The 12583-nt window shown below is 44.3% G+C and carries 11 protein-coding genes; 2 read left to right on the top strand and 9 right to left on the bottom strand.

The window, feature by feature from the left end; translation table 11 throughout:
- Positions 1–155: 155 nt before the first annotated feature.
- A complete protein-coding gene (locus NSQ29_RS05325; RefSeq protein WP_076299557.1) occupies positions 156–914 on the top strand; it encodes a YwaF family protein in 759 nt (252 codons plus the stop codon).
- 57 nt (positions 915–971) lie between these two features.
- Here the strand turns inward: NSQ29_RS05325 and NSQ29_RS05320 are convergent, their stop codons facing one another.
- The 5 genes from NSQ29_RS05320 to NSQ29_RS05300 all read right to left on the bottom strand — a co-directional run bounded on the left by NSQ29_RS05320 (position 972) and on the right by NSQ29_RS05300 (position 6416).
- On the bottom strand, positions 972–1403 hold the full coding sequence (locus NSQ29_RS05320) for a peptidylprolyl isomerase (protein WP_042190291.1): 432 nt from the start codon (positions 1401–1403) through the stop codon (positions 972–974).
- Between the two features lie 145 nt (positions 1404–1548).
- Complete coding sequence (gene lysA, locus NSQ29_RS05315) at positions 1549–2883, bottom strand: diaminopimelate decarboxylase (protein WP_076284538.1); 1335 nt, start codon at positions 2881–2883, stop codon at positions 1549–1551.
- A gap of 127 nt (positions 2884–3010) precedes the next feature.
- Positions 3011–4624 (bottom strand): spore germination protein, encoded by a 1614-nt coding sequence (locus NSQ29_RS05310; RefSeq protein ID WP_076284655.1) that lies wholly within the window; start codon positions 4622–4624, stop codon positions 3011–3013.
- A 707-nt stretch (positions 4625–5331) separates the two neighbouring features.
- Positions 5332–5757 (bottom strand): stage V sporulation protein AB, encoded by a 426-nt coding sequence (locus tag NSQ29_RS05305; protein WP_076284537.1) that lies wholly within the window; start codon positions 5755–5757, stop codon positions 5332–5334.
- On the bottom strand, positions 5754–6416 hold the full coding sequence (locus NSQ29_RS05300) for a stage V sporulation protein AA (RefSeq protein ID WP_341124512.1): 663 nt from the start codon (positions 6414–6416) through the stop codon (positions 5754–5756). The genes NSQ29_RS05305 and NSQ29_RS05300 overlap by 4 nt, the downstream gene beginning before the upstream one ends.
- Before the next feature lie 263 nt (positions 6417–6679).
- Here NSQ29_RS05300 and NSQ29_RS05295 point away from each other — a divergent pair, with 263 nt between their 5' ends.
- Entirely contained in the window at positions 6680–7714 is a 1035-nt protein-coding gene (locus NSQ29_RS05295; protein ID WP_341124511.1) for a glycoside hydrolase family 53 protein, read from the top strand.
- 54 nt (positions 7715–7768) lie between these two features.
- Here the strand turns inward: NSQ29_RS05295 and NSQ29_RS05290 are convergent, their stop codons facing one another.
- The 4 genes from NSQ29_RS05290 to NSQ29_RS05275 all read right to left on the bottom strand — a co-directional run bounded on the left by NSQ29_RS05290 (position 7769) and on the right by NSQ29_RS05275 (position 12562).
- A complete protein-coding gene (locus NSQ29_RS05290) occupies positions 7769–8815 on the bottom strand; it encodes a glycoside hydrolase family 53 protein (RefSeq protein WP_341124510.1) in 1047 nt (348 codons plus the stop codon).
- Positions 8816–8817: 2 nt separating this feature from the next.
- Positions 8818–9696, bottom strand: coding sequence for a carbohydrate ABC transporter permease (locus NSQ29_RS05285; protein ID WP_042190304.1), 879 nt, complete (start codon positions 9694–9696; stop codon positions 8818–8820).
- Between the two features lie 24 nt (positions 9697–9720).
- Positions 9721–10611 carry an ABC transporter permease gene (locus NSQ29_RS05280; RefSeq protein ID WP_042129685.1) on the bottom strand — a complete coding sequence of 297 codons (891 nt, stop codon included), beginning with the start codon at positions 10609–10611 and terminating at the stop codon, positions 9721–9723.
- A 247-nt stretch (positions 10612–10858) separates the two neighbouring features.
- Entirely contained in the window at positions 10859–12562 is a 1704-nt protein-coding gene (locus tag NSQ29_RS05275; RefSeq protein WP_339266231.1) for a sugar ABC transporter, read from the bottom strand.
- Positions 12563–12583: the final 21 nt, after the last annotated feature.

Below are 12583 nucleotides of genomic sequence, written 5' to 3'. Positions count from 1 at the left end.
TCTTATGTTAAAATAATGAAAAGCCATCCTTTTGTGGGTTAGCTGACAGAGTGCATACATATATAACCATTTTATGGATGTTCAGAAACAGAAAATATCAAAAATTTACAAAGTTGTTTTTTGAAGTGCTTTTTAGGTACGAAGGAGGTAGGTTCATGCATCTTTCATCTTATTTTGATCGACAGCGTACGGAGGATTTCATTATGTTCTCCCCTTCACATTGGATTGCTCTGTCTATCATTACATTGGTCTGTATACTGTTTTACAGTTTAAGATTCGAGATTCGGACTGATGTGAGACTTCGGCAAAGTGTGCGCTTGCTGCTGATTATTATTCTTTTGTTCTCAGAAACAGGACTTCAAATATGGTACCTCTCTCAAGGCGTATGGCAATCCAGCAGCTCACTCCCGCTCGAACTATGCGGAATTACTTTACTACTATCCGTTATCATGCTGATAACTCGTAGCCGAGCACTATATTCCTTTCTGTATTTTGCTGGGATTGGTGGAGCATTCATTGCTTTACTCACACCGAATCTGGTCTATCCATTCCCTCATTTCCGATTTCTACTGTTCTTTATAGCACATGGTGGTATTGTTCTCGCTTCACTTTATATGACCTGGATTGAGGGCTATAAGCCCACTTGGAAATCTCTCCTGTTCACCATGCTTGGACTAAACATTGTGGCCGCTTGTGTGTGGATCGCCAATTACATCCTAGGATCTAACTACATGTTCTTATCTCATAAGCCCAGCACTTATTCTGTATTGGATTATTTCGGACCTTATCCTTATTACCTGCTTGTTGAAGAGTTGTTTGCCTTCATTGTGTTTCTGCTCATGTATTTGGTATTCTTCTGGGTGCCAGAGCAGCGTAAATCGAGACGTAAACGAATAAGCCGGATTCCTTATTAAATAAGAAAAGGCCAGCCTCCGATAATCCGGAGACTAGCCTTTTTAAATTAAGAATTCTTAAGCTTCGATGATTTCTACCGAAGTCATTTTGTCGCGTCCTTTGAAAGTATCAACAAGATCCATACCTTCAACTACTTTACCGAATACAGTGTGAACTCCATCCAAGTGTGGTTGCGGTGCATAGCAGATGTAGAACTGGCTTCCGCCTGTGTTCTTACCCGCATGTGCCATAGCAAGTGTTCCGCGCTCGTGTTTGTTTGGGTTGATTTCGCAGTTGATTGTGTATCCTGGACCACCAGATCCAGTTCCGTTAGGACATCCGCCTTGAGCTACAAAACCAGGGATAACACGGTGGAATGTCAATCCATTGTAGAAACCATCTTTTGCTAGCTTTTCAAAGTTAGCTACAGTGTTTGGTGCATCTTGATCGAACAAGTCAATCAGCACTACGCCGCCATTTTCAAGAGTAATTTTCGCTTGCTTTGCCATATGTAAATGACCCCTTTCAAAATTAACAAATTTAGAATACCTCAATTATATTACTATGAAACTACGCACAAAGCAAAGCAAGCAGGAGTAATTCCTGCTTGCTCTTTATGCCTTACCAGTTTTCCCTACCTAACATTAACGGCTGTTACTTAGCAACAGCAGCTTGTTTAGCGATACGCTCAGGAACAATATCGTTGGCAATAAGATCATTATAGCTTTCGCGGCGCACTACAAGATCGCTGTGTCCGTTCTGAACGAACACTAAAGCCGGACGACGAAGCCGGTTGTAGTTGCTCGCCATGGAGTAATTGTAAGCGCCTGTGCAGGCTACAGCCAACAGATCGCCGCTTTCAGCCTCAGGCAGCTCTACATCCCAGATCAGCATATCTCCGCTCTCGCAGCATTTACCAGCGATGGATACAGTTTCTGTAGCCTCTTCATTCGCACGATTAGCAAGTAATGCCTCATATTTAGATTGGTACAATGCAGGACGTGGATTATCAGTCATCCCACCGTCGACGGCAACGTACTTACGCACGCCTGGGATATCCTTGTTCGTACCTACTGTATAAAGTGTAGTACCTGCATCTCCAACAATACTACGGCCCGGCTCCACCCAAATTTCAGGCAAAGCATTATAGATTCCAGCAAAATGAGTCTTCACGGCATCCGTAATTGCAGTTACATATTCAGAAACATGTAATGGGGTATCCCCCTCAACATAACGAATACCAAAACCTCCACCTAGGTTTACTACACGGAAGTCCACTTCCAAACCTTCTTTAACACTACGAGCAAAACTCGCTACACGTTCAACAGCAAGCTGGAATCCATCCGTTTCAAAAATTTGAGAACCAATATGGGAATGTACGCCAAGCAGCACTAAATTCTTTTTGCTGACTGCCGCTTTAACTGCTTCATAAGCTGATCCATTACCGATATCAAATCCAAATTTGGAATCGGTCTGGCCTGTTGTTATATACTCATGCGTATGAGCTTCGACACCTGGTGTCACACGTAACAAGATGTTAACCTTAACTTCTTTACGTGATGCAATCGACTGCAAAAGATTAAGCTCTACCAGATTATCGACTACAAAACAGCCGATCCCGGCATCAATCGCCATTTCGATCTCTTCAGACGTCTTATTGTTGCCGTGAAAATGAATGCGTTCTGCAGGAAAGCCAGCTTGCAAAGCAGTATAAAGTTCGCCATCAGATACAACATCAAGCGATAAGCCTTCTTCATCAGCCAAACGAACCATAGCCATTACTGAGAACGCCTTACTTGCATAAGCTACTTGGAACCCAAGTCCAGAGGATTTAAAAGCATCCATATATTCCCGGCAACGTTGTCTCACCAATTGCTCGTCCAATATATATAGCGGGGTTCCATATTCCGCCTTCAATTCAGTTACATCACATCCGCCGATCTCCAAATGCCCAGCATCGTTAATTCGGCTAGTACCGTGTAGAAACATTCTTTAGTCCTCCAATTTCTGTGGAATATCAAGGTTCCACCCTGTCTTTAGTGTATTCAGTATAACAGACAGTGGGAACTCCATTGAATGGACTAATTTGCAGTAGTTTTGTATTTTCCTACGATTGTTAATCATTCTTTTGAGTAGGCGGCACCCTTGTATTGTCTCTAGTTTTGTTGAAAGACGGCCTTGTCTTCGAGCTTAAGACTGGCTTACGCACTAGAATTTCACTCATTGCCTTTGCATTAAAAGGTATAAACGGCCACATATAAGACGAGTTATAGGAGCGATGGGTAGTAAGGAAAATAGTCAGTAGCGTCGTGCCAATCATAAATCCTGGCACCTGGAATGCCGCTACGGCAACTAGCAACGCAAGCCTGACGATTCGATTCGCAAGACCCAGCTCATAACTCGGGGTTGCAAACATACCAATGGAGGCTACAGCCATATACAGAACTACCTCGTTTACAAACAAACCACTCTGAACCGCTATATCGCCAATCAATATAGCTGCAATCAGACCCATCGCTGAACCTAAAGGCGTTGGTGTGTGTACTGCAGCCATCCGCAGTAAATCAACCCCAAGCTCCACAATTAGAAACTGGGCGAGTATTGGAATTCTGGCGGTCTTTTGAGGTCCAATGAAATCCAGCATAGCCGGCTTTAGTTCAGGATGAATGACAAGCAACATCCATAGCGGCAGCAGGAACATGGACGCAAATATACCGATGAAACGGACCCACCGCAAGTACGTTCCCATAAAAGGAGTCTGACGATTCTCCTCTGCATGCTGACAAAGATCAAAAAAAGTAGTCGGAAGAACAATAACAATTGGTGAGGTATCTACAAACAGTATTACCCGTCCCTCCAATAAATTGGAAGCTACGACGTCGGGGCGTTCAGAATAACGCACCATAGGATATGGATTCCATCCACCGCCGATAATCGCCTCCTCTAATTGTTTATCTGCCAGAGGAATACCATCAATATCAATGCTTTTGATTTTGTCGATAACAGACATAACCTGTGTTTTATCAACGATATCATCAATGTAAGCCACGCATACATCTGTTTGTGTCCGTCGTCCAACCCGAAATAGCTCATATTTCAGCCCTGGATCTCGAACCCGTCTTCTGACAAGCGAGATATTGCTCAGTAAAGTCTCTGTAAAACCGTCGCGCGCACCGCGCACCACCCGATCAATCGAAGGCTCGGCTGGACTGCGACTAGGGTAAGAACGAGTATCCATGATGATAACTTTGTTCTCACCTTCGACGAATAGCACGCTCAAGCCTTCAAGTACCTTCTCGATACTTTCGCTTAAAGAATTCCCCTCTTCCACCTGGATGTGAGGGACATATTCATTCATAAAGCTAGACAGCACACCCGTAGACAGATTCTCAGAGGTGAGATAGGTCAGACGTTTTAGAATATCATCGGTCACATCTGTGTTGGTAAAACCACTTAAACAGAGTAGAGCTGTCTTATGTCCGCCAAAGGACATCTGTCTGAACGTTACATCAAAGCTTGTGCCCAGTCCCATTACCTCAGTAAGTGTTTGTTTCGTATCTTGCAAGGACATTGGGATTTCATCATTACCTTGCCAGTAAATGACGGATTCTTTTAATGAGTTGGAGTGCTCGCGATCTCGTTTCTTCTGTAGCTTGCTGCTTCCCTTTTTATTGCTGTCTTGTGACTCTTGTTGCGCTTGCTTTTTAGATAGTTTGGACTTTGGCGTCACTTTGGCTTGAGATTCTTCCCCGGACTCTGTTGCGGACTCTGATCCGCCTGTTTGTTGGGTATTCTGATCTTGCGCCTCATCTTCGGATTCAGAGTCTGAATCTAAGCCGAATAACCTGGCAAAAAATCCTTTACTAGGCTCATTCTGCTCCTGATTCCCGAGCTCATCTGACGCCTCTGCATCCTGCTGCCCGGAATCCGGCTGTGCAGCTTCAGCGCTTTGCTCTTCTGCCCCAAGCTCATCCGATGCCTCTGCATCCTGCTGCCCGGAATCCGGCTGTTCTGATGCTTCAGTGCTTTGCTCTTCTGCCCCTAGCTCCGTAGATGCTTCTGCATCCTGTTGCCCGGAATCCGGCTGAGCTGATGCTTCAGCGCTTTGCTCTTCTGACCCTAGCTCCGCAGATGCTTCTGTATCCTGTTGCCCGGAATCGGGCTGTGCTGACGCTTCGGTACTCTGCTCTTCTGCCCCTAGCTCCGCAGATGCTTCTGCATCCTGCTGTTCTTGACTCGGATCAGTTGCTGTAGTATTTTCCGCCGGATCTGCGTCTTCACTGGTCATAGAAGCTCCGTTAACCTCGGTATGATCATCAACTAGATCCTCTGCGGTATTCTTCATTGCTGCGGCAGCCGCAGCGTTTTCTTCCTGATGATCCTCTTCTGGCAGAGAATCACCGCTGTGAATAAATTTGCTCATTCCATAACCTCCGTTTACTGTCGGTATACAAACCAGTCGAACAAAGAACCCGCGACCTTCCCGCTTACCATCGCCATTAACAGCCCGAACAAATAATGTGTCATGTTCAAGCGTTTAGCGAGTATCGGCAGCACATTTAATACCTCGGTCAATGCTGCAGCGAGCATCCCGACAAAAATCCCGTCAAAAAGTCCTATACCAAGTTCAACTAAAGGACCTGAGGATATTTTCCAATTCCAAAAATCACTTACGGTTCCTAGCAATGATCCAACTACCATCGCACCCTCGTACCAATGTACTTTATCGTAAGAAGAAGTTAATTGAGCCAGACGGGGCACCATGTCGAGAACCACAAATAAAGCGATCACACCACCACCTACAGCGATCCCCCCTGCAATACCCAGCAGCAAATTCAACCCTAGTGTTATAGGTGCCGTCATCTTCCGTCCTCCACGTTCTCTGGTTGATTTTCTCCACGGCGCCTCATTTTGCTATACTCCTCATTGATGACGTATTGGTCGATATTTTTCTGATACAGGTACATTTCCACTTCTAGCGGTGTAGGCTCTTCATTCCACTTTTTCTTAAATAAATGGTTGAAAAAAATGACCATCCCAAAGCCGATTCCTACAGAATACGCAATCTGAAATACAACCGGATGTTCATCCCGATGGCCGGTTATCATCTCCACGATTCGGATTTGAACCTCCTGCATGTTTACATCCGCATGAAAATTCATGATTGTCAGCGCAGATCCGAAGAACAGCAGCAGCCACACTAAGACAAACATCGCTACTGAAGGCTTCCGCCTCTCCACTGGACCTTCAATCTGAACAATCGTTCTCCCTTCACCGATCGGCTCAATATCCGCTTCCGGCAAAAGCTCATAAATGCGGGGAATAACCATCAGAAGATCAATCAAAATTAGATTGCCGTCACTTCGCTCTGGCTTCATTAGCAGAATAGATTCCAGCGACTCTTTCAGCTCTGGCTCCGCAATCAAAAATGCAATATCACCCAATGTGACACCTTTACCTTTGGGCACCGTCACCCGGTTCTTAAGCTGTATATAGATGGCGGGAGCAGAATGTTTTTTCATCCGCATTCCTCCTAAAGGTTGTGGTCAAGTAGCTCCGGTGCAAGATAACGGTAGTATGGGAGTAAAGCCTTATTTTTACTCTTGTAGCTCTGAATCAATTTCCAAAGATGCTGAAATGTTGAATTTTTATTGGTATCGGGAATGCTTACCCCACCTTACAATCTTGTTATAAAAGAGAAAGGGAGGAGTTTTATGTAAACGGATACAAACATCGCTAAACTAAGGGCGCCTGTTGTTAAAATCCTAATCCGGAGGTTATGATCATGAACAAACAGAACTCAAAAACTACGTTCAAATTGTTCTTTTGCCTGTCTCTCGTGTTTAGTATGTGTTTCAACTTTGGGAATAACAAACCAGCGGAAGCTGCTACGACTTTTGCAAAAGGGGCTGATGTAGGCTGGCTATCGGAGATGGAGTACTATAATTGGTCTTTTTACAATGATAACGGTGTGAAACAAGACCTACTGCAAATCCTCAAAGATCACGGAATGAACTCCATTAGACTACGGGTCTGGGTTAACCCTTCCATTAATTTCTCTAACAAAGCCGATGTTGTGAAACAGGCCGTTCGGGCCAAGAACATGGGTTTCCGAATCATGATTGACTTTCATTACAGTGATACATGGGCAGATCCCGGCAATCAGAAGAAACCTGCTGCCTGGACCAGCAAGAACTTTACAGCTCTAAAGACAGCGGTATATGACCACACGTATGATGTTATGAATACACTCAAAGCTAGCGGTGTTACGCCGGAATGGGTACAGGTAGGGAACGAGACGAATAATGGAATGCTTTGGGAGGATGGAAAAGCTTCTGTAAGTATGAGTAATTTTGCCGCGTTGATCAATTCAGGATATAGTGCAGTAAAAGCGGTCAGTAGTAGTTCAAAAGTCATCGTCCACCTCTCTAACGGCTACGACAATTCCTTATTCCGCTGGATGTTTGACGGTCTGAAGTCTAACGGTGCCAACTATGATGTGATCGGCATGTCACTATATCCCACTACAAGCAACTGGTCTACACTGAACGCTCAGACATTAACGAATATGAATGATATGGTTGCCCGGTATGGTAAAGAGGTGATCATTTCAGAGGTCGGCATGGACGTTAGTGCTCCAACAACGGCGAAAGCTTTTCTTACCGACATCATTAGCAAAACAAAATCGGTAAGTGGCGGCAAAGGGCTTGGCGTGTTCTATTGGGAACCGGAGAGTTATGGTACATGGTACGCTTACACAAAAGGTGCCTTTGATTCTTCTGGTAAGCCTACGGTGGCTTTAGATGCCTTTTTGAATTAAAAAAGAAGACAGCCACGGTGCTTAACCATTGGCTGTCTTCTTTTCTAATAATCTTTAGAAATGGAGCGAATCCAGTTTCTTGCCTTCAAAATCAAACAGAGCTAAATTGGACCACCCATTCTCATGCCCAACAGACCATTCCTTTTGCGAAGGAATCCAAGCAGGCTCCCAGTAATAAAAGCCGATTCCTTTTCCGTTAGGTGTATTCTCAATTACGTTTATGAAATCCTTCATATACTTAGCTTGACCCTCTTCTGTGGCTGGATAACCATCATGGAGCTGGGCTTCCTCATTCACAATTACTGGAAATCCTTCAGGTGCATTCAGTGTCCATGGATAGGCTGTTTCCACCACAATGATATCCTTGTTATAACGCAGCGCTAATTCGTTCAGGTTAAGCTGTAAGTCGTCCAAAGTACCATGCCACCAAGAGTAGAATGATAATCCGATAACATCATAATTTACACCATGTTCTAAGAAACGATCAAAAAAGTTACGGCTCGCCGGATGATCAGCACCCCGGTCAATATGGATCATGATGGACAAGTCAGAATCGACGGATTTCGCACCCGCTATACCTGCTTTAACTAGCGTAGTGAACTGCTCCCACTGCTCCGGAGTATCACAATCTCCATCAACCTTGCCTTCTCCCCATAACATGCCTGGCGTAATTTCATTACCGATCTGCACCATATCGGGCAGTGTGCCTTGGGACTGTAAAGCTTCAAGGGTCTCGCGTGTATACTCATACACGGCGGATGTCAAACCACTGAAGTCAAGTGCCTCCCAAGCTTTTGGCTTCCATTGGTTAGCTGGATCCGCCCATTTATCTGAATAATGAAAATCCAGTAGAAAATCCAGCCCTGCTTCTTTGATCCGCTTTGCCATAACCAGCGTCCGTTCCAAATTGCAAAAGACACCTGGAGGGTCATTCCAAATCCGCAACCGTATGGCATTTACTCCATTGTCCTTAAGGATGTGGAGTAAATCCTCACCTTCCTCAGCAGTCCGAACAGAGCGACTATGGAATTTGCCTCCACCCTGCTCTATTTCATCCAAAAACGAGATGTCCATTCCATTGATAAATGTCGTTATCATCATCCCTACTCCTTTACAGAACCAAGTGTCATTCCTTTAACAAAATACTTCTGCAAGAATGGATATACGATTAGAATAGGAGCAGCCCCGATAAAGATTTGCGCGGCTCTAACCGTTGTCTGCGAGATTAATTCCATCTCCTTCGGATTAATGCTCATGGAGCTCATATCCCGTTGAATGATAACGGTCTGCAGAAAGGTCGCCAGCGGAAACTGCTTAGAATTGTTCAAATACAATAGTCCATCGAACCAGGAGTTCCAGTGGAACACCATACTAAACAGTGCAATCGTCGCAATCGATGGTAATGAAATCGGTAAGTAAATGCTGAACAAGGTACGGAAATGTCCTGCGCCGTCAATTAGCGAAGCTTCCTCCAAATCTTTAGGAATACCGCGGAAGAAGTTCAGCATCAGAATTACCAAGAATGTATTCACCGCACCTGGCAGAACGAGTACCCAGAAGGAATCCATTAAGCCAATCTTTTGAATAACAATATAGAATGGAATCAGACCACCATTAAACACCATGCTGAACACGAACAACCAGGAATAAACATTCCGGCCTTTGAAGGCTGAGTTTTCCTTAGATAGCGGATAAGCTGCCAGAAAAGTAATCAGAAGCGTAAGTCCGGTTCCGAGTACAGTTCTTTGTACGGATACCCATATAGAGTGTAGGAATATCGGATTATTCATTGTCTTTTTATAAGCTTCCAGAGAGAACTGCTTTGGCCACAAGCCCACCAGATTGGCATCAGCCGCAGACTTGGCACTGAAAGATACAGCTAATACGTGAATCAGAGGAACAATACACATGAGTGCGAGTATGATCAGAAAACAAGTATTGAATATGTTGAAAATACGATAACCTCTAGTTTTGTAATACATAGGTCTCCCTCTTCCATTGGTAGTTTAGAAAATGCGATATCCTGCCCATTTTTTAGCCAGACTGTATGATACAAGGATTAGGACCATACTAATGGCTGACTTGAACAGTCCGATTGCTGTACCAAAGCCCATCTCACCATTCAGAATAGCTGTCCGGTATACGAAGGTGTCGATAATATCGCCTTTCTGATAGACCAGCGGATTGTAGAGGTTAAAGATCTGGTCAAACCCTGCATTCAATACATTTCCGAGAGCCAGAGTACCTACCACAACAACCATTGGCAGTAGAGAAGGCATTGTGATAAAACGTGTCTGTTTCCAGCGGGTTGCACCATCTATTTCAGCAGCTTCATATAATGAAGGGTTAATTCCTGCTAGAGCAGCCAGGAAGACGATCGTGTTATAACCAAATTCCTTCCATACATCTGTGAGAATGACCGTGAACCTGAACCAGTTATTATCTCCTAAGAAAAAGATGGGTTTAATCCCCATACTCCCGAGGATCTGATTGACGAAGCCATCTGTTGCAAGCAAATCTAGCAAGATCCCGCCAAGGATGACCCAAGACAAGAAGTGAGGTAAATAAACCAATGTCTGAATTGTACGCTGTATATAAACCTTGCGAATCTCATTCAAAAGAATGGCGAAAACAAATGGCACAGCCAGATTGAAGATCATCTTCAGAACGGCAATAATCAATGTGTTCCAAATGACCTGCATGCTGTCATTACGTTCAAATAGATAGCGGAAATTATCTAATCCAACCCACGCTGATCCCGAAATTTTTAGCCATGGCTTATAATCTTGAAACGCCATCACAATTCCGCCCATCGGTATAAAACTGAAGATGATCAGGAATATCATCGCCGGCAGCAACATTAAGTGAAATGGCCATGTTTTTTTAAGTGTTCTCATCCTTGGTCCCCCATATCGTGTCAAGTTCTTCTGTAACCATACTCAAATTATAGCAACGACAGGATTCCCCAAATAGCGAGCAAAACCAATATATATGGTACAAAACCAATCTCTTTACCGTATAGAAACAGAAGCAAATTTATACAAATTCGGATAACCGCTAACGCAAAAACAGACCGTTCCCACAGCTAAATATACAGCTGAGGAAACAGTCCCTAATTGTGCTACTTATACCCTTCACAGAGCATTATTTTACGCTGTCATACCATTCATTTACTTCTTTAGTGATTTGGTCGCCGCCGCCTGATTTCCAGGTCGCTACGAAGGTATCGAAAGCTTCTAGTGGCTTGTTGCCATAGATGATCTCATTAAACGTTTGGTTCTCGATTTTGTTCAGATAATCCATCTTCGATTTCATAGTTTCAGTAGTAGGACCAGTGAACATATTTTTGAAGGATTTATCCTCTTGTGCCAGCAGAACCTTTGCAGCTGCAGGGGTATCCTTACCATAGTTCACAGCTACATCCTTCTCCAAACGAGTGGTTGGTTCAGCACCATCCGCAAGATTAAGAAGGGCTTTCATTTGGGCATCCGGAATCCGGGCACCGTCACGAACCAGCATATAACGAACGCTGTTCACATAACCACCAGCAATTTTATCATTTTCAATCATCTTACCGTTTGCATCTAGTTCATAGTCATATCCTGCGAAGAGGCCATTATCCAGCTCGCTACCAGGCTTAGGATCAGCGAAGTTATCGAACAGATAGTTTTGATAGGTGAAGAATGCTTCTGGATTTTTCATCTTAGTGCTAATCAGAGTTACACCGTTGGTGAACTGTGTTCCATGACGCATAACTTTACCATCTGGTCCCGCTGGAATTTCAATTGGAGCCCATACAGCATCCGGAGCATTCTTCACAGTATCTTGAAGCGGCCAACCGCTCATCCAGTAAGGTCCTGGGAGAATACCTGCTGTACCCGCCACTGCCGGCTCAGCTGTTTTGTTCTCATCCCAAAGCGCTGCTTCTTGAGGAATGTAACCTTTTGCGAGCCATTCCTTCATTTTTTCCAGCCCTTGCTTCATACCTGCATTTACAGAGCCGTATTCCAATTTACCATCAGCATCAAGATTCCATTGCTGCGGAAGCGTTCCATAAGCACCGAAGATCCAGGAAGGATCGCCCATCCAAGTGTTCATCGATGTCTTAAAGCCGATACTAAGCGGAGTTACCTTGTCTGGTGCCAAGCCATCAGGGTTCTGATTCTTGAATGCATCCATAACTTTTTCTAGCTCATCTATCGTTTTAGGTGCTTGCATATTTAGCTTGTCCAGCCAATCTTGGCGGATCCAAAGAATGTAATCATGGTTGTACGCGTAATCGAGAACAGGCAGACCCATTCTTTTGCCATCACGGCTGTATTGGTTCCATACGTTCGGATCCTGTGCCATGGCTTCTTTCCAAGTAGCTGAAGCGTATTTATCAAACAGTGTTCCCACTTCAGCATACATACCGGAATCGATCAAATCCTGAGCAATCGTGCTATCACCCGTACCGATCGTTACAACATCGGGCATTTCCTGACCAGATGACATCGACAGGCGCAGTTTGGTTCCAAAAGCACCATTCGTATCTGTAATGGACCAAAGTGATTTAATATTGATGCCGAACTTTTCTTTTGTCCACTTCGTAGCTACGTTATTCTCAATGCTTTCCCCGTTCTTGAATTTAAGCTCAGGGTCAACACCCCATACCGTAGTAATGGTTACCTCAGGATCATATTTATCCTTGTAGGCGTTTTCAGAATTAGATGTTGTATTGGTAGTCGTATCACCGGCTGTATTCTTTCCATCAGCAGCATTATTGCCTGAACAACCTGCGAGACTCCCTACTAAAAGCATACTCATACACAGGAGCGGCAGCCATTTTTTTCTCTTCATCGCGCTCATTTTGTTCCCCCTTAGATTCCT

The organism is Paenibacillus sp. FSL F4-0236 (assembly GCF_038000135.1).
GTDB lineage: Bacteria > Bacillota > Bacilli > Paenibacillales > Paenibacillaceae > Paenibacillus_AQ.
The sequence above is the reverse complement of the archived record's forward strand: the minus strand, read 5'-3'. Positions and strand labels throughout refer to the sequence as shown.